The following is an 18,499-nucleotide window of genomic DNA, read 5'->3' on the forward strand; positions in this document are numbered from 1 at the left end:
GGGCGGCTCAGGGATAGGCGACGTAGACGTCGCTGAGCAGGTCGGCCGGCTGCGGCTTGGGATCGGCCTTGGCGCGGCGCACGGCGTCCTCGATCTGCGCCTCGACCTCGCGGTCGATGGCGTCCAGCACGGCGACCTGCACCAGGCCGGCGCGGGTGCTGCGCTCGCGGAACTGCATCAGGCAGTCGCGGGTTTCGCGGAAGTGCTTGACCTCGTCGGCGGCGCGGTAGGTCTGCGCGTCGCCCTCGAAGTGGCCGTAGTAACGGGTCAGTTTCACCTCGATCAGCGACGGCCCTTCGCCGGCGCGGGCGCGCTCGATGGCGGCGCCGGCGGCCTCGTGCACGGCGAAGAAGTCGAAGCCGTCCACCGTCACCCCGGGCATGCCGAAGCCGGCGGCGCGGTCGGCGATGTGGTCGCAGGCCACCGACCAGTTCGACGCCGTGGCTTCGGCGTAGCCGTTGTTCTCGGCGATGAACAGGCACGGCAGGTTCCACACCGAGGCCAGGTTCATGGCCTCGAACACCGCGCCCTCGTTGGAGCCGCCGTCGCCGAAGAAGGCCACCGCCACCGCGCGGTTGCCCTTGAGCTTGGCCGCCAGCGCCGCGCCGGCGGCCAGCGGTGCGCCGGCGCCGACGATGCCGTTGGCGCCGAGCATGCCCTTGGACAGGTCGGCGATGTGCATGGAGCCGCCCTTGCCCTGGCAGACGCCGGTCTTCTTGCCGTAGATCTCGGCCATCATCCCGTGCACGTCGACGCCCTTGGCGATGCAGTGGCCGTGGCCGCGGTGGGTGGAGGCGATGCAGTCCTCATCGGTGAGGTGCGCCATGACCCCGGCGGCGGAGGCTTCCTCGCCGGCATAGAGGTGCACGAAGCCGGGAATCTCGCCGGTGGCGAATTCCACGTGCAGGCGTTCTTCGAAGACGCGGATGGTGCGCATCACGCGGTAGGCATGCAGCAATTGCTCAGTCGAGAGTGTGGACATCGTGTTGTTCTCCAGGGTGGTTCACGGGCTTGCCAGGAACGGCCAGCAGGCGATGGCGGGCGGCGTAGGCCAGGGCCGCCTCGACGTCGATGCTCAGCGGGCCGTCGAGTTCGAGGGTGATGGAGGGGCGGTCTGCGGCGCCGAATTCGATTTCCCGCTCGCCGTCCAGCGCCAGGGTGCCGGCGGCGAGCAGCGGGGCACGCGGCACGCCGGCCTCCAGGCTGCCGCTGGCGATCACGCCGCAGGCCTGCAGCAGGCCGGGGGCGAGCGGCGCCAGCAGCGCTTCGCCGGCCTCCGGGTGCAGGCGCAGCCAGGCGCCGCGCGGGGCCTGGCGCGACACCGGGCACCAGAGCCCGCAGAGCGCCGAGAGGCCGATGGCGTGCGGCTCGGCGAACGCCGCGTAGACCTCCGCGAGGTCCTCGGCGCGGCTGATGGCGCGGGCGCCGGTGAAGGTCAGCGGCGAGACCGCGACCTCGACCAGGGCGATCTCGTCGATCCCGCGCCGGGTCTCGCGCACGCGCAGCCGCTTGTTGCGCCGCAGGCCGACCTCCGGCGGGATGCGCCCGCTGGCGTAGAGCCCGCCGGCGAGGCCGGCGCCGGTGGCTTCGCGCAGTTCCGGGAACGCATTGTTGGTGCCGGTGGACAGGCACAGCAGGGGGATGTCGCCGACTTCGCCGGCCACCGCCTTGTGCGTGCCGTCGCCGCCGAGCACGGCGATCAGCGTGACCCCGCGCTCGACCAGCAGGCGCGCGGCCAGGCGGGTGTCCTCGACGCTCTGGCGCAGCGGCATGTCGAGGAACTCCAGGCGCGGCCAGTGGCTGTCGCGGGCGTGGCGGCCGCCGCTGGCCTTGAGCACGGCGGCGGCGATGCCGGTCATGTCCGGCGGCATCAGCACCGTGGCGACGCCGGTGGCGCCGAAGGCGCCGAGCAGGCGCTGCACCACGGCGGCCTTGTCGGTGCTGGAATAGAGCCCGGCGTTGGCGGTCAGGCGGCGCAGGTCGCGGCCCGAGGCGGGGTTGGCGATGATGCCGACGCGCAGGGTCATGGCGCGGGGCATCCGCGGGGCAGGCGGACAGGGAGCATGGCGGACCTCTTCTTGTTGTTGTTCTGCGGGCCTGCTCGACGGCGGCCCGTTGCCAGGGCGTGAGCAAGGCCGGTGCCAGGTCGCTGTGGCAACGCCGCCAAGGGCCGCCGCAGAGCGCTTGCCGGCCAGGCGCGGGCGGCATGCCGCGTGGCCCGGCTGAGACGGCGGATTTCACCGGACGCGGCGTTGCGGCGAGACGCTGAGACGCTCCGTCTCATTCGCCCACCGGCCATCCCCTGTGCTTGTCCGGATGTCGAGGCGGGTCTTAAATGGTCGCCACAACAACAACGAAACGAGCCGCGGAGGCCCCATGCTGCCTGCCAACTCGAAAGCCCACGTGGACTGTGTCAGCCGCGTGCTGCGCAACGCCGGACGCTTGCCTGACGCGCCGGTGCCTGAGTTGATCCTCGACTCCTGGCGGCGCTCGATGGATGAATTCCGCCTCGACCCCGGATCGCTGCAAGGCCCGCGCATCCTCAGCCAGGACTTGCTGCGGGAGTGCCGCGAGCGCGCCGAGAGCTTCCTGCGCATCGCCGGCGAGGAAGTCTCGCGGCTGCACGGACGGGTGCGCGGCGCCGATTACTGCGTGCTGCTCACCGACGCCCAGGGGCGCACCATCGATTACCGGGTGGAAGCGGCGATCCGCAGCGACTGCCGACGCGCCGGGCTGTACCTGGGCACCTGCTGGTCGGAGGGCGAGGAGGGCACCTGCGGGGTGGCCGCGGTGCTGACCAACGGCGTGCCAGTCACGGTGCACAAGCGCGACCACTTCCGCGCCGCCTTCATTGGCCTGACCTGCTCGGCGGCGCCGGTGTTCGATCCCCAGGGCGGACTGCTCGGGGTGCTCGACGTGTCGGCGGTGGAGTCGCCCGACGATCGCCGCAGCCAGCACCTGATCCGGCAGATGGTGGTGCAGAGCGCGCGGGAAATCGAAAACGCCTTCTTCATGCACAGCACCCGCGGCCAATGGGTGCTGCGCGCCCATGCCGCGCCGGGCTATGTCGATAGCCAGCCGGATTACCTGTTCGCCTGGGACAACGACGGCCGCGTGCTGGCGCTCAACCCGGCGGCGCGGCGCTACCTGCTGCAGCGCCACGGGCAACTGCCGCGGCACATCGGCGAGGTCTTCGAGCTGGATGCCTTGCGCGCCGCCGGCGACGCCAGCCCGACACGCCTGCCCGGCCATGAACTGCACGTACGCCTGAGCGCGCCACGGCGGGCGGTGAGCGTGGCGCTGGCGGCCGGCGACGGCGCCGAACTCGATCCGCGTATCGCCGAAAACCTGCGCCTGGCGGTGCGGGTCAAGGACCGCCAACTGCCCTTGCTGATCCATGGCGAGACGGGCGCCGGCAAGGAGGTCTTCGCCCGCCAGGTGCACGAAGCCAGCGCGCGCCGTGACAAGCCCTTCGTCGCGCTGAACTGCGCGGCCATCCCGGAAAGCCTGATCGAGAGCGAGCTGTTCGGCTATGTCGCCGGGGCCTTCACCGGGGCTTCCGGCAAGGGCATGCGCGGGCTGCTGCAGCAGGCCGATGGCGGCACCCTGTTCCTCGATGAGATCGGCGACATGCCGCTGGCCCTGCAAACCCGCCTGCTGCGCGTGCTCGCCGAGGGCGAGGTGGCGCCGCTCGGCGCGGCACGGCGGCAGGCGGTGGACATCCAGGTGATCTGCGCCAGCCACCGTGACCTGGCGGCGCTGGTGGCCGCCGGAGCGTTCCGCGAAGACCTGTACTTCCGCCTCAGCGGCGCGCGTTTCGAGCTGCCGCCGCTGCGCGAACGCAGCGACAAGCTGGCGCTGATCCGCCGTCTGCTCGACGAAGAAGCGACGCGCTGCGGCCTGCGCCTGGGCCTCGGCGGCGCCGCCCTGGAATGCCTGCTCGGCTACCGCTGGCCGGGCAACGTGCGCCAGCTACGCCATGTGCTGCGCTACGCCTGCGCCATCTGCGGCGGCGACAGCATCCACCTCGACGACCTGCCGCCGGACGTGCGTGGCGAGACACCGGCGCTGGCCGAGTCGGACCACGCCGATTGCCCGGAACGGCAGAGCCTGCTCGACGCCCTGGTGCGCCACCGCTGGAAGCCCGGCCCGGCGGCCCAGGCCCTGGGGATCTCGCGGGCGACCCTGTACCGGCGGGTCAACCAGCACGGCATCGAGATGCCCGGCAAGCGCCGCGGCCAGGCGCCGGGGCCGCGCTAGCCATCGCCTGCCGCTCGCCTCAGGCCAGCCTGCCGAGCTTGATGGTCAGCGGCCAGTCGATGGCGCGGCTCGGCGCGTCGCCCCAGGCGGCTTGCAGTTCGTCGCGCAACGCCTGCACCGGGTCTTGCGCCGTGGCCTGGCGGTAGCTGGCCACCGCCGACCAGCTGTAGAGGTAGTCGATCAGACGCTGGAAGTCCCATTGCGCCTGCAGGGCGAATGGCGGCGTGGCGACCTGCGCGAAGGGGAAGGGCAGGGTCGCGTAGCCGCTTTCCACGTGCTGGCGCTCCGGCGCCCAGTAGGGCCCGACGATGTCGTGGTAGAGCCGGCGGATCAGCGCGTCCAGGCGCGGCTCGATGTTCAGCAGGTTGTAGGAGATCACCGCCAGCAGCGCGCCGGGGCGGGAGACGCGGCGCACTTCGGCGTAGAAGCGCTCGACGTCGAACCAGTGCAGGGCCTGGGCGACCAGGGTCAGGTCGACGCTGGCGGTGGCCAGCGAAGTGCTTTCCGCCGCCTCGCAGCGGTAGTCGATATTCGCCTGGCGCGGCGCCTGTCGTAGCTGCTGGGCGTTGATGTCGGTGGCCACCACCTGCTCGAAGTGCCGGGCCAGGTCGAGGCTGGCCTGGCCGGAGCCGCAGCCGCAGTCCCAGGCCAGGCGGGTGCCCGGCGCCACCTCGGCGAGCCAGGCGAAGAGCGCCGGGTCGTAGGTCGGGCGCCCGGCGCGGTAGGCGTCGGCCTGCTGGCTGAACAGGTGGCGGGTGTCGGTCATGGAGGCGCTCCTGTGGCGGTCGCGGAAGCCCCCAAGGTGCCGCCGCGCGGCGGGCGATGCCAGTTGCGCGAATGCATTCAGTGCTCGCCACGGCGCCCGCTGTGGCGCCGCAGCCAGGACAGCAGGCCACGCTTCGCCACCCGCGCCGGCGGTTCCACCAGCAGCGCGGCGCTGGCCTGCTGGCGGTAGTCGAGCAGCCGCGCCATGGCCTCGGCGATTTCCTGGCGCGCTTCCAGGCAGGGTTGCAGGGCATCGCGTTCGATGCGATAGAGGCGGCCGTCGCTGAGCGCCGAGAAGCGTGCCTGCCAGCCACGGCGGTCGAGCACGCCGGCCTCGCCGATGACCTCGCCAGGCCCCATGCGGCCGGCTTCGAGATCGCCGTCGGCGCGTGGCAGGCTGACGCTGACCACGCCGGCGTCGATGATCAGCAGGTCGTCGCTGACCTCGCCGATCTCCAGCAGCACCTGACCGGCCTTGAACGGCTGCGCGCGCATATGCCCGCTGAGGGCGTCGCGTTCCGCTTCGCCCAGGGCGGCGAACAGCGGCGACTGGTCGAGCAGCATGCGTGCGCGCTCCACCTTGGGTTGCGCGCTTTGCGCCTCGGGCAGGCTGAGCTGGGCGATGCCGGCCGCCTGCAAGTGTCGGTAGGCGAGGTCGTAGAGCTGGTTGCGCACCTCGCGCTTGTCGTCCATGAGCGCGACGTAGCCGCTCATCTCGTACTCCACGCCGTTGCCGTTGGACTTGCGGATGCCGACGCTCGGCGCCGGCTGCCCGAGCAGCAGGCGGCAGCCGCGCAGGGCGCACTGCAGGGCCTCGATCACCGCTTGCGGGCGCACCAGCGGACTGATTTCCAGGCTCATGCTGACGCCGTATAGATTCGCCGGCCGGCTCAGGTTGAGCAGCTTGGCCTTGGCCGCCAGCGAGTTGGGAATCACCGCCAGGCTGCCCTGGGCGGTCTGCAGGTAGGTGGAGCGCCAGTCGATCTCCACCACCCGGCCTTCGGTGCCGTCGATGGCAATCCAGTCATCCAGTTGGTAGGGCTTGGTGGTGTTGAGGATGATCCCGGAGAACACGTCGCTGAGGGTGCTCTGCAACGCCAGGCCGAGGACGATGGCGACCACCCCAGAGGTGGCCAGCAGCCCCTTCACCGGCAGGTCCAGCACATAGCCGGCGGCGGCGATCACCGCGATCAGGAAGATCAGCGCGCCTATCACTTCCTGCAACAGCCGTCCGGCGTGGCCGACCCGTTGCAGCAGCAGGGCGCCGATCAATACCGTCAGGCAGCGCGCGCCGAACAGCCACCACATGATCTGCAGGGCGGTGGCCACCAGGTGGCTGGCCAGGTCCTCGCTCCAGGGCGCCTGGCCCAGCGGGTTCATGCCGACGTTGAACAGCAGCAGGCTGAACAGCAGGAAGCTGCCCAGGCGCGTCACCAGGCGCCAGCCGATGGGCCCCTCGGCCAGCACGCGCCAGAGCGATAGGTCGAGCAGCAACAGGCAGGGCGCGAGAAACAGCGGGTGGGCGGTGAGCAGGGCGGGCATCGCGGGTCTCCATGGGCGCGGGCCTTAAGAAGATGGCACAGGTTGCGGGTGTTTTGCCGGCGCGCGTGCGGCGGATGACGCCGCCAGGGGGAACGGCTATTGGCTTGCCTGACCGCGCTCGGCCTGGGTGATGGCGCTCGCGGCGCTATGCGCCCGACGGGATACGGGAGGGGTGCCGGCATAAAAAAGCCCCGCGGCCAGGAGCTTCAGACCGCAGGGCTACAAAGGCCGGTGTTTCGGCCGGGGAGGTGGAAACGCGGGTCAGGCCGCCGGTGGCGGCTGCCAGCCGCCGCCGAGGGCTTTGTAGATGGCCACGATGCCGCGGTAGACCTCCACCTCGGCCTGGGCCTGGGCGTCTTCGGCGGCCAATTGCTCGCGCTCGGCGTCGAGCAGGTTGAGGAAGTCCAGGGTGCCTTCGCGGTACTGCACGCCGGCCAGTTCGGCGGCCTTGCGGCTGGCCTCGGACTGCCGCACCAGCACGCGCATGCGCTGCTGGCGCTTGCCGTAGTCGCTGAAGGCGTTGGACGACTCTTCCAGGGCCAGCAGGACCTGCTGCTCGTAGGTCGCCAGGGCGCCGTCGGCGTCGGCCTTGGCGGCACGCAGGCGGGCGCGCACGCTGCCCAGGTCGAAGGCCGCCCAGGTGATGCTCGGGCTCAGGCTCCAGGCGTTGGCGGCGGCGGAGCCGATCTGCGAACCGCGGCCGGCGGTGAAGCCGAGGAAGCCTCCGAGGCTGACCTGCGGGAAGAGGTCGGCGGTGGCCACGCCGACAGTCGCGGTGGCGGCGGCCAGGCGGCGCTCGGCGGCCTGCACGTCGGGGCGGCGGTGCAGCAACTGGGTCGGATCGCCGATCGGCAGGGCCTTGGCGATGGCCGGCAGTTTCTTCGCCGAGAGGTCCACCGTGAGCTGTTCCGGGCGCTGGCCGAGGAGGGTGGCGATGCGGTTGCGCTGGCGCACTTCCTCGGCCTGCAGTTGCGGCAGGCTGGCTTCGGTGGCGGCCAGGCGCGCTTCGGCGCGCTGCACGTCCAGTTCATTGCCGACGCCGTTGTCGCGCAGTTGCACGGTCAGGTCACGCGACTCGCGCTGGTTCTTCAGGTTGCTGCGGGCGATGTCCTCGCGCAGTTGCGCGCCTCGCAACTGCCCGTAGGCATCGGCCAGTTCGGCGATCAGGCTGACCTGCAGTTGTTGCAGGTCGGCCACCGTGGCCTGGCTCAGGGCGTCGCTGGCTTCCAGCTCGCGGCGCACCCGGCCGAACAGATCGACTTCCCAGATCATGTCCAGGCCCAGGTCATAGCGTTCCTGGTTGACCCGGTCGGTGGTCTGGCCGGGCACCTGGCCCTTGCCGATCGTGGAGGAGGCGCTGCTGGTCACCGTCGGGAAGCGGTTGTTGGCGACGTCGTCGCGGATCGCCCGCGAGGCCAGCACGCGGTCGTAGGCCACGCGCAGCTCGCGGTTTTCCTTGAGCGCCTGTTGCACCAGTTGCGCCAGGGTCGGGTCATCGAACTGTTGCCACCAGGCGTCTTCGAAGCGCGTGCGGTCGTAGCCGCCGGCCTGGGTATCGAGCTGCGCCGGCGCGGTGGCGGGCTGCTTGTAGTCCGGGCCGACCATGCAGGCGCTCAGGCTCAGGGCCAGCAGCGCCGGGGCGAGGAGTTGCGGTTTCATGCGTGGTGGGCCTCGTGGGTCAGGGATGCACGCTGTTGTTTCTTCGCTTCACGGGCTTCCATGAAGCGCCGGATCAGCACGTAGAACACCGGGGTCAGGAGCAGGCCGAAGAAGGTCACGCCGAGCATCCCGGAGAACACCGCGACGCCCATCGCATGGCGCATCTCGGCGCCGGCGCCGGAAGACAGCACCAGCGGCACCACGCCCATGATGAAAGCGATCGAGGTCATCAGGATCGGCCGCAGGCGCAGCCGGCAGGCTTCCAGTACGGCGCTCAGCCGGTCCATGCCTTCCGCCTGCTTGTCCTTGGCGAACTCGACGATGAGGATGGCGTTCTTGCAGGCCAGGCCGACCAGTACGATCAGGCCGATCTGGGTGAAGATGTTGTTGTCGCCACCAGCGACTATCACTCCGCCGATGGCCGACAGCAGTGTCATCGGCACGATCAGGATCACCGCCAGCGGCAGGCCCCAGCTCTCGTACAGCGCGGCCAGCACCAGGAAGGCCAGGAGCACGCAGAGCGGGAAGACGAACACCGCGGTGTTGCCGGCGAGGATCTGCTGGTAGGTCAGGTCGGTCCACTCGTAGGTCATGCCGTTGGGCAGTTCCTCCTTGAGCAGTTTTTCCATCGCCGCTTCGGCCTGGCCGGAGCTGTAGCCGGGCGCGGCGGCGCCGTTGATCTCGGCGGTGATAAAGCCGTTGTAGTGCATCACGCGGTCCGGGCCGGCGCTGTTGCTGACCTTGATGAAGGTCGCCAGCGGGACCATCTCGCCGAGGTTGTTGCGCACCTTCAACTGGCCGATCTGCTCGGGTTCCAGGCGGAATTGCTGCTCGGCCTGGACGTTGACCTGGTAGGTGCGGCCGAAGCGGTTGAAGTCGTTGGCGTAGAGCGAGCCCAGGTACACCTGCAGGGTGTCGAAGATGTCGTTGATGGCCACGCCGTGGGTCTTGGCTTTCTCGCGGTCGATGGCGGCATCCACCTGCGGCACGTTGACCTGGTAGCTGGTGAACACTGACATGGGGTTCAGCTCGGGCAGCGCGCGGGCCTTGTTCAGCAGGTTCTGGGTCTGCTTGTACAGCTCGTCGTAGCCCAGGTTGCCGCGGTCCTCGACCTGCACGCGGAAACCGCCGATGGTGCCCAGCCCCTGTACCGGCGGCGGCGGGAAGATGGCGATGTAGGCGTCCTGGATGTCGGCGAACTGCTTGTTCAGTTCGGCGGCGATCTCAGCGGCGGACATGCCCGGCCCCTTGCGTTGCTCGAAGTCCTTCAGCGGGGTGAAGACGATGCCGCTGTTCGGGCTGTTGGTGAAGCCGTTGATCGACAGGCCGGGGAAGGACACGGTGTGTTCGATGCCCGGGTGCTTGCCGGCGATCTCCGACATGCGCTTGATCACCGCTTCGGTGCGGTCCAGGGTGGCGGCGTCCGGCAGTTGCGCGAAGGCCACCAGGTACTGCTTGTCCTGCTGCGGGACGAAGCCGCTCGGGGTCTTGGCGAAGCCCAGGTAGGTCAGGCCGATCAGCCCGGCGTAGATCAGCAGGGCGATGGAGCTGCCGCGCAGGACGCGGCTGACGGTGCCGACGTAGCCATGGCTGGCGCGCTCGAAGAAGCGGTTGAAGGGACGGAACAGCCAGCCGCCGAGGAGCCTGTCGAGCAGCACCGAGAAGCGGTCCTTGGGCTCGTGGTGGCCTTTGAGCAGCACAGCGGCGAGGGCCGGCGACAGGGTCAGCGAGTTGAACGCCGAGATCACCGTGGAGATGGCGATGGTCAGCGCGAACTGGCGGTAGAACTGCCCGGTGAGGCCGGAGATGAAGGCGGTCGGCACGAACACCGCGCAGAGCACCAGGGCGGTGGCGATGATCGGCCCGGTGACTTCCTTCATGGCGCGCTTGGTCGCCTCGATCGGCGTCAGCCCGAGGCCGATGTTGCGCTCGACGTTCTCCACCACCACGATGGCGTCGTCGACCACGATGCCGATGGCCAGCACCAGGCCGAACAGCGACAGCGCGTTGAGCGAGAAGCCGAAGGCGTGCATCACCGCGAAGGTGCCGATCAGCGACACCGGCACGGCGGCCAGCGGGATGATCGAGGCGCGCCAGGTCTGCAGGAACAGCACCACCACCAGCACTACCAGCACCAGCGCTTCGAACAGGGTGTGCACCACCGCTTCGATGGAGCCACGGACGAAGATGGTCGGGTCATAGACGATCGAGTAGTCCACGCCCTGCGGGAAGTTCTTCTTCAGCTCGGCCATCTTCGCCCGGACCTCGTTGGAGATCGCGATGGCGTTGGAGCCGGGGCGCTGGAAGATCGGGATGGCCACCGCCGGCTGGTTGTCCAGCAGCGAGCGCAGGGCGTACTGGCTGGAGCCGAGTTCGACGCGGGCGATGTCCTTCAGGCGGGTGATCTCGCCGTCCGGGCCGCTGCGGATGATGATGTTCTCGAACTCTTCCTCGCTGACCAGGCGGCCCTGGGTGTTGATCGACAGTTGGAAGCTGGTGGCGTTGGGCGCCGGCGGCGCGCCGAGGGCACCGGCGGCGACCTGGCGGTTCTGCTCGCGGATGGCGGTGACCACGTCGCTGGCGGTGAGGTTGCGCGAGGCGACCTTATTCGGATCGAGCCAGACGCGCAGCGAGTAGTCGCCCATGCCGAACATCTGCACGTCGCCGACGCCGTCCAGGCGCGCCAGCTCATCCTTGATGTTGAGGATGGCGTAGTTGGACAGGTAGAGCATGTCGTAGCGGTTATCCGGCGAGGTCAGGTGCACGACCATGGTCAGGTCGGGCGAGGCCTTGTCGACGGTGATGCCGATGTGCGTCACCTCTTCCGGCAGCTTCGGCTCGGTGCGCGTCACGCGGTTCTGCACCTGCACCTGGGCGTTGTCCAGGTCGGTGCCGAGGGCGAAGGTGATGGTCAGGGTCATCTTGCCGTCGGCGGTCGACTGCGAGGACATGTAGAGCATGTTCTCGACGCCGGTGATCGCCTGTTCCAGCGGCGCGGCGACGGTCTCGCCGATCACCTTGGGGTTGGCGCCGGGGAAGTTGGCGCGCACCACCACGGTGGGCGGCACCACTTCCGGGTATTCGCTGATCGGCAACTGGAACAGCGAGATGGCCCCGCCGATCAGGATGATCAGCGAGAGCACGGCGGCGAAGATCGGCCGCTGGATGAAGAATTGCGAAAAATTCATGGTTCGTTCCTAAGGCGCAGCGCGCTGCGCGAAACCCTGGACATAGGTCACCCATGGCCCTGGATGGGGCCAGGGCCGGGGTACTGCGTGCTCGGGGGCCTCCGGGGGGAGGCGGGGGAATCAGCCGCGCGGGGCGCCGCCCGCGGTCTTTTCGGCGACCCTCGGGGCTTCGCTGGCCTGCAGCGCCTCGCGCTCCTTGGCCAGGGCGGCGAGGGTTTCGGCGCTGGCCATGGGCACGCCCTGGGCGTCCACCGCGGCGCCGGGGCGCACGCGCTGCAAGCCGTTGACCACGATGCGGTCGCCCTTGGCCAGGCCGCTGCGGACGATGCGCAGGCCGTCCAGCTTCGGCCCCAGCTCGATGCCGCGGTAGGCCACCTTGCTGTCGCTGCCGACCACCAGGACGAATTTCTTGCCCAGGTCGGTGCCCACCGCTTCGTCCTTGATCAGTGCCGCCGGGTAGGTCCCGGAGCCGACCAGCTTGATGCGCGCGTAGAGGCCGGGGGTGTACAGGCCGTCACGGTTGTCGAACACCGCGCGGCCACGGATGGTGCCGGTCTTCGGGTTGACCTGGTTGTCCAGGAAGTCGAGCCGGCCCTGGTGCGGGAAACCGTCCTCGCCGGTCAGGCCGAGGTACACCGGGCTGCTGCCACGGGCGTCCGGGCCGCCGCTGCGGGCCAGCGCCACGTACTTCAGGTAGACGCGCTCGTCGGCGTCGAAATAGGCGTAGACCTTGTCGGTGGAGACCAGCGTGGTGAGCAGGCTCTGGCCGCTGTTGACCAGGTTGCCGGCGGTCACTTCGGCGCGCGAGACGCGGCCGTCGATGGGCGCGGTGATCTGGGTGAAGGACAGGTTCAGCTTGGCGTTGTCCAGCTCTGCCTGGATCGCCGCGACTTGCGCGCGGGCCTCGGTGGCGGCGGCGCTACGGGCGTCGGCCAGTTCGGCGGAGATCGCGTTGGTGGCGCGCAGACGATCGCCGCGCGCGGCCTCGTTGGCGGTGCGCGTCTGGTTGGCCCTGGCCTGTTGCAGCTGGGCTTCCAGGCGGTGCACTTCGGCCTGGAACGGCCGCGGGTCGATCTGGAACAGCAGGTCGCCTTTCTTCACCAGCGCGCCTTCGCGGAAGGTGACCTTGTCGATGTAGCCGGAGACGCGCGGACGCAGCTCGACGGATTCCGGGGCCTCCAGGCGGCCGGTGAACTCATCCCACTCGTTGATCGGCTGTTCGATGACCTCCGCCACACTGACCTTGGGCGCAGGCATCGACTGCGCCGCCTGCTGGGACTTGCCGCAGGCACTGAGCACCAGCAAGGCGGCCAGGGCCAAGGGGATACGCAAGGTGTTGAGTGATCGCTCCATGGGGGAAGACTCCGGCAATTTCTAATTGATTGGGATTTCTGATTGGGCGGAGTCTGCTGGCGACCGCTCTAAGTCGCTAATCGAACGAGGAAATTTTGATTATCACGGCCAGTGATAAAACGCGTTACGTTATCCGTATCAATCGATGGGGAACTTTTCCGGCGGAGTGTCCGCGGGCGTTGCGCGGAGGCAGCCGAGGCCGGCGCCGTGGTGGCGCGGGGGAGGCGTCGAGGGGGGGTAGGTGCCGCGAACGGCGGCGAGGGGAGGCGTGCGGCGCCAGGCCTGGCGCCGCACGGTGGATGGCGGCCGGACACTGGCGTGCCGGCCGCGTCGGGCTCACTCGTCGGTTTGCCCGCCTTGCGTGGCGTGCTTCTGCGCCTTGTACTGCAGCGCCACCGCCGGCACCGAGGACGCCTGGCCGGTTTCCACCCAGCGCCGGATGCGTCCGGCGTCGGCGACGTGGGTGCGCTTGCCGAAGGCATCGAGCAGGGCCAGGGCCACCGGCCGGCCGTTCATCACGGTGATCATCACCAGGCAGTGCCCGGCGTCGTTGGTGAAGCCGGTCTTGGTCAGGCGGATGTCCCATTTCGGGTTGCGCGCCAGCGGGTTGGTGTTGAAGAAGCCGAGCGAGTAGTTGGGATGGCTGAAGCGCGCGTCCTTGCTCGGCGTGGTGCTCAGTTCGCGGATCAGCGGGTAGCGGTAGGCGGCCTTGGCCAGGCGGATCAGGTCGTTGGCGGTGGAGGTGTTCTCCGGGGACAGGCCGGTCGGCTCCACGTAGTGGGTGTGCAGCATGCCCAGCGAGCGGGCCTTGGCGTTCATCGCCTTGACGAAGGCCACGGCGCCGCCCGGGTAGTGGTGGGCGAGGCTGGCGGCGGCGCGGTTCTCCGAGGACATCAGCGCCAGTTGCAGCATCTGCCGGCGGTCGATGCGGCTGCCCAGGTGCACACGGGAGAACACGCCTTTCATCTCCTTGGTCTCGGAGATGTCGACGTCGATCTGTTCGTCCATCGGCAACTTGGCGTCGAGCACCACCATGGCGGTCATCAGCTTGGTCACCGAGGCGATCGGGCGAACCACATCGGCCTTGCTCGAATAGATCACATTGTCAGAGTTCAGATCGACCACCAGCGCGCTGCCGGAGGCCAGGACCAGCGAGCCGGGGTTGGCCGCGTGCTTGCTGGCGGCGAGCGTGGGCAGGGAAAGGGCGGCGGTGCAGGCGAACAGCAGACCTAGGATCGAGCGACGAATAATCATGGAGTGAGATTCGCGATAGTAGGAATGGGCTACATCCATGTAGGTAATTTCCTTGAGATTCTAATCGATGAACGGTGGACGCGCATCTGCGACACCGGCGCGGATGGCGGGAAATTCAAAGGCTTGCGCGTGCAATCGGCTGTTTCACTTTGAGACGGATTGAGACAGGGCGCACGGATTGGCCGGCGCAGGCGGATTTCCCGGCCACGCAACGATGCGGGCGGGCCTCGCGAGCTGTTGCGAAATGCAACCTCGGGGCCGCGCGATAACTGCTTGTTTTGATTCTAACTAGCTGAATCTTAACGGTTTATTAATCCATGGCGCGAACCTTGAATAGCTATGCTGCAAGAAAGCACGGCGCGTCGGTACTTGCGTTAACCTTTACGTTAACGTAAAGATTCGCGGCGAGCCTCGACCGGCTGGTCAGTGCCCCTTGCCCGGGCCCGGCCGTTCGTCACTTCCCAGAACAAGCACAACAAGGGAACGCCATGAACCACCTGAGTTACACCCGTGGCCGCCAGGACAAACCGCTGCTGGCCATGACCATAGGCGCTGCCTTCGACGCCACCGTGGCGCGCTTCGCCGAGCGCGACGCGCTCATCGTGCGCCACCAGGGCCTGCGCTACAGCTGGGCCGGGCTGGCCGCGGAAGTCGATGCCATCGCCCGCGCCATGCTCGCCCTCGGCCTGCGCCAGGGCGACCGCCTGGGAATCTGGGCGCCGAACTGCGCGCAGTGGTGCATCACCCAGTTCGCCAGCGCCAAGGTCGGCGCGGTGCTGGTCAACATCAATCCGGCTTACCGCGCCAACGAGCTGGAATACGCCCTGAAACAGTCCGGCTGCCGCTGGCTGATCTGCGCCGACGCCTTCAAGACCTCCGATTACCACGGCATGCTCAGCGAGCTGCTGCCGGAGCTGAGCGAATGCCGCCCCGGCGAGCTGTCCAGCGCGCGCCTGCCGGAATTGCGCGGGGTGATCAGCCTGGCCGAGCGCGCGCCGGCCGGCTTCCTGCGCTGGGACCAACTGCCGGCGCTGGGCGCCAGCGTCGGCGCCGAGGAGCTGGCGCAGCGCCAGGCCCAGTTGCAGTTCGACGAGCCGATCAACATCCAGTACACCTCCGGCACCACCGGCTTCCCCAAGGGCGCCACCCTCAGCCACTACAACATCCTCAACAACGGCTTCATGGTCGGCGAGAGCATCGGCCTGAGCGAGCACGATCGCCTGGTGATCCCGGTGCCGCTGTACCACTGCTTCGGCATGGTCATGGGCAACCTCGGCTGCCTGACCCACGGCTCGACCATCATTTATCCCTCGCCGAGCTTCGACGCCGAGGCGACCCTGCTGGCGGTGGCCGAGGAGCGCGCCACGGCGCTCTACGGTGTGCCGACCATGTTCATCGCCGAACTCGACCACCCGCGCCGCGCCGAATTCGACCTGTCCAGCCTGCGCACCGGGATCATGGCCGGCGCCACCTGCCCGATCGAAGTGATGCGCCGGGTGATCGGCGAGATGCACATGGCCGAGGTGCAGATCGCCTATGGCATGACCGAGACCAGCCCGGTGTCGCTGCAGACCGCCGCGGACGACGATCTGGAGGTCCGCGTGACCACGGTCGGGCGTACCCAGCCGCAGCTGGAGAGCAAGATCATCGATGCCGACGGGCGCATCGTCCCGCGCGGCACCATCGGCGAACTCTGTACCCGCGGCTACAGCGTGATGCTCGGCTACTGGAACAACCCGCAGGCGACCATGGAGGCGATCAGCCCGGCGCGCTGGATGCTCACCGGCGACCTGGCGCTGATGGACGAGGCCGGTAACGTGCGTATCGTCGGGCGCAGCAAGGACATGATCATTCGCGGCGGCGAGAACATATATCCGCGCGAGATCGAGGAATTTCTCTACACCCATGAAGCGGTGGCCGACGCCCAGGTGATCGGCATTCCCGACGAGAAATACGGCGAAGAGCTGGTGGCCTGGATCAAGTTCCATCCCGGCCATCGCGTCGACGAACACGACCTGCGGGCGTTCTGCAAGGCGCGCATCGCCCACTTCAAGGTGCCGCGCTACTTCCGCTTCTGCGACGAATTCCCCATGACCGTGACCGGCAAGATCCAGAAGTTCCGCATGCGCGAGATCAGCATCGAGGAGGTGCGCGCGAGTCATGCCTGACGATCGCGGCGAGGCGCCATGCCGGTAGAGAAGGGCACCATCTCCATCCGCCTGGTCAACGAGGCCCTGGCCGAACCCGTTCGCCAGGGCCTCGACCTGTCCGCCTTGCTGGCCCAGGCGGGGATCGCCAGGGAATCGCTCGGCAAACCCTATGCGCGGGTGCCGATCCAGGCCTATTCGCGGCTCTGGCTGAACCTGGCGCGGCAACTGGACGACGAATTCTTCGCCATGAACCGGCGGCGGATGAAGTCCGGCAGCTTCAATTTCATGGCCCGCGCGGCGATTCGCGAGGTCACCCTGGAGGCCGCCCTGGAGCGCGCCCTGGCGTTCATCGGCCTGATCTTCGACGGCCTGACGCCGCGCCTGCTGCGCCAGGAAGGCGTGGCCGCGATCCTCATCGACGACGCCGAAGGGCCGCCGCAACGGGCCTTTTGCTATTTCACCCTTTGGCTGATGCTGCACGGCCTGGCCTGCTGGCTGGTCGGCCGGCGCATTCCGGTCCTGGCCATCGACCTGCGCTGCGCGCAGCCGGACTACATCGAAGACTACCGGGTGATGTTCACTGACAACCTGCGCTTCGCCCGCCGCCAGAGCCGCCTGCTGTTCAACGCCGAGGCGCTGGCCCTGCCGGTGCGCCGCGACGAGCGCGAGCTGCGGCGCTTCCTCGGCGGGGCGCCGGCGAACATCCTGGTGCGCTACCGCGACCCGCAGAGCCTGGCCGCGCGGCTCAAGGCCTACCTGCGCAGCATCCGCTGCGAGCGCTGGCCCGACCTCGACGCCCTGGCCGTGCACTTCTACATGGCGCCCTCGACCCTGCGCCGCAAGCTGGCCGCCGAAGGGCAGTCGTACCAGGCGCTGAAGGACCAACTGCGCCGCGACCTGGCCATCGCCCGCCTGGACAGCGGCGACGGCAACTTCGCCGAACTCGCGGAAGAACTGGGCTTCGCCGACACCAGCGCCTTCTACAAAGCCTTCCGTAAATGGACCGGCTCCACCCCCGGCCAGTACCGCGCGCTGATGCAGCAGGACGCGGACTGGCCGGGGACCTCCAGAAACCCGCCGCCGGGCCGATAGCCCCGGCATTCTTCGCCCTCAAGGACCTCCGCCTATGGACCTCAAGCGCCTTTCGATCCAGTGGAAGATCACCCTGCTGGCCGGCCTCTGCCTGCTCTGCACGGTGGCCCTGCTGGTCGGCAGCTCGCTGTACCGGATGAACCACAACATGCAGTTGGTCAAAGAGGCCAACGCAGGCATGCTCGAAGACGCCGCCCGTGCGCGCATGCAGGCGCGCGGCGAGCAGCAGGCGGAAACCATCCAGCGCTTCTTCAGCGACGTCTACCACTACGGCAGCCAGTTCAGCCGCCAGGTCGCCCAATTGCGCGCCCAGGCGGTCAAGCATGGCGCCGATGCGCGCAGCCTGCGCCAGGACCTCAATCAACTGGTGCACGACGGCCTCAAGGCCAATCCGGACCTGCTCAGCCTCTACGTGGTGTTCGAGCCCGACGCCCTCGACGGCCAGGACGCCCAGTTCCTCGATCAGGCCACCCTGGGCAGCAACGACAAGGGCCGCTTCGGCGCCTACTGGGCGCAGAAGGCCAGCGGTGACAGCAGCCTGGCGGTGACCGAGGCGATGATCGCCGATACCACCCCGATGCTCGACGGCACGCCCTTCAACACCTGGTACCAGTGCCCGCGGCAGAGCCTCAAGCCCTGCGTGCTCAACCCCTATTTCGACGACGCCTCCGGGCAGCGCGTGCTGATGACCACCCTGGTCTTGCCGTTGCTCGAGAACGGCAAGCTGCTGGGCGTGATCGGCGCCGACATCAGCCTCAGCCGTCTGCAGGAACTCAGCCTGGAGGGCGACCGCCAGCTCTACGACGGCCGTGGCGACGTGCGTATCGTCAGCCCGGCCGGGCTGCTCGCCGGCGACAGCCACGACGCCGGCCTGCTCGGCCAGCCGTTGCAGAAGTCCCTGCCCGGCGCCGCCGAGCTGCTCGCCCTGCAAGCCGCCGGCACGCCCAAGGTGCTGACCAGCGAGGAGCGCCTGCGGGTACTCGAACCGCTGCAGGTGATCCCGGACTCCAAGCCCTGGGGCGTGATCCTCGACGTACCGCGCGAGGTGCTGCTGGAGCCGGCCCTGGCCCTGCACAAGGACCTCGACCAGCGCAACCTCAGCGGCGCCCTCTGGGAAACCGCCTTCGGCATCGGCCTGGGCCTGCTCGGCCTGCTGCTGGTCTGGCTGACCGCGCGTGGCGTGAGCCGGCCGATCCTCGGCGTCGCCGGCATGCTGCGCGACATCGCCAGCGGCGA

12 protein-coding genes are annotated in these 18,499 nt (G+C 68.9%); 4 read left to right on the forward strand and 8 right to left on the reverse strand.

From position 1 onward, the window contains the following. Positions 1-7: 7 nt before the first annotated feature. Positions 8-982, reverse strand: a complete 975-nt coding sequence (locus BLQ74_RS15185; protein WP_090263569.1) for a thiamine pyrophosphate-dependent dehydrogenase E1 component subunit alpha — start codon at positions 980-982, stop codon at positions 8-10. Then, on the reverse strand, positions 963-2,027 hold the full coding sequence (locus BLQ74_RS15190; protein WP_090264027.1) for an ATP-NAD kinase family protein: 1,065 nt from the start codon (positions 2,025-2,027) through the stop codon (positions 963-965). Before BLQ74_RS15190 ends, BLQ74_RS15185 begins: the two co-directional genes overlap by 20 nt. 349 nt (positions 2,028-2,376) lie before the next feature. Between BLQ74_RS15190 and BLQ74_RS15195 the strand changes: the two genes are divergently transcribed. Beyond that, positions 2,377-4,260, forward strand: coding sequence for a sigma-54-dependent Fis family transcriptional regulator (locus BLQ74_RS15195; RefSeq protein ID WP_090263570.1), 1,884 nt, complete (start codon positions 2,377-2,379; stop codon positions 4,258-4,260). 19 nt (positions 4,261-4,279) lie between these two features. Here BLQ74_RS15195 and BLQ74_RS15200 read toward each other — a convergent pair whose 3' ends face one another. From BLQ74_RS15200 to pbpG, 6 genes are all read right to left on the reverse strand, one after another. Further along, complete coding sequence (locus BLQ74_RS15200; RefSeq protein WP_090263572.1) at positions 4,280-5,026, reverse strand: class I SAM-dependent methyltransferase; 747 nt, start codon at positions 5,024-5,026, stop codon at positions 4,280-4,282. Between the two features lie 77 nt (positions 5,027-5,103). Then, the gene (locus BLQ74_RS15205; protein WP_090263574.1) at positions 5,104-6,567 is read right to left on the reverse strand and encodes a mechanosensitive ion channel family protein; all 1,464 of its coding nucleotides are present in this window, start codon (positions 6,565-6,567) and stop codon (positions 5,104-5,106) included. 261 nt (positions 6,568-6,828) lie between these two features. Then, positions 6,829-8,226 (reverse strand): efflux transporter outer membrane subunit, encoded by a 1,398-nt coding sequence (locus BLQ74_RS15210; RefSeq protein WP_090263576.1) that lies wholly within the window; start codon positions 8,224-8,226, stop codon positions 6,829-6,831. After that, positions 8,223-11,414, reverse strand: coding sequence for an efflux RND transporter permease subunit (locus tag BLQ74_RS15215; protein ID WP_090263578.1), 3,192 nt, complete (start codon positions 11,412-11,414; stop codon positions 8,223-8,225). The genes BLQ74_RS15210 and BLQ74_RS15215 overlap by 4 nt, the downstream gene beginning before the upstream one ends. Before the next feature lie 120 nt (positions 11,415-11,534). Continuing rightward, positions 11,535-12,767 (reverse strand): multidrug efflux RND transporter periplasmic adaptor subunit MexE, encoded by a 1,233-nt coding sequence (mexE, locus tag BLQ74_RS15220; RefSeq protein ID WP_090263580.1) that lies wholly within the window; start codon positions 12,765-12,767, stop codon positions 11,535-11,537. A 336-nt stretch (positions 12,768-13,103) separates the two neighbouring features. Continuing rightward, positions 13,104-14,021, reverse strand: a complete 918-nt coding sequence (pbpG, locus tag BLQ74_RS15225; RefSeq protein WP_090264029.1) for a D-alanyl-D-alanine endopeptidase — start codon at positions 14,019-14,021, stop codon at positions 13,104-13,106. Between the two features lie 488 nt (positions 14,022-14,509). Between pbpG and BLQ74_RS15230 the strand changes: the two genes are divergently transcribed. From BLQ74_RS15230 to BLQ74_RS15240, 3 genes are all read left to right on the forward strand, one after another. Then, a complete protein-coding gene (locus BLQ74_RS15230) occupies positions 14,510-16,189 on the forward strand; it encodes an AMP-binding protein (protein ID WP_090263582.1) in 1,680 nt (559 codons plus the stop codon). 18 nt (positions 16,190-16,207) lie between these two features. Continuing rightward, on the forward strand, positions 16,208-17,263 hold the full coding sequence (locus BLQ74_RS15235; RefSeq protein WP_090263583.1) for an AraC family transcriptional regulator: 1,056 nt from the start codon (positions 16,208-16,210) through the stop codon (positions 17,261-17,263). A 34-nt stretch (positions 17,264-17,297) separates the two neighbouring features. Further along, positions 17,298-18,499, forward strand: a 1,202-nt coding sequence (locus BLQ74_RS15240) for a PDC sensor domain-containing protein (protein ID WP_280139866.1), incomplete at its 3' end; no start/stop codon positions are given.

This window comes from Pseudomonas panipatensis (assembly GCF_900099785.1).
Taxonomy (GTDB): Bacteria; Pseudomonadota; Gammaproteobacteria; order Pseudomonadales; family Pseudomonadaceae; genus Pseudomonas; species Pseudomonas panipatensis.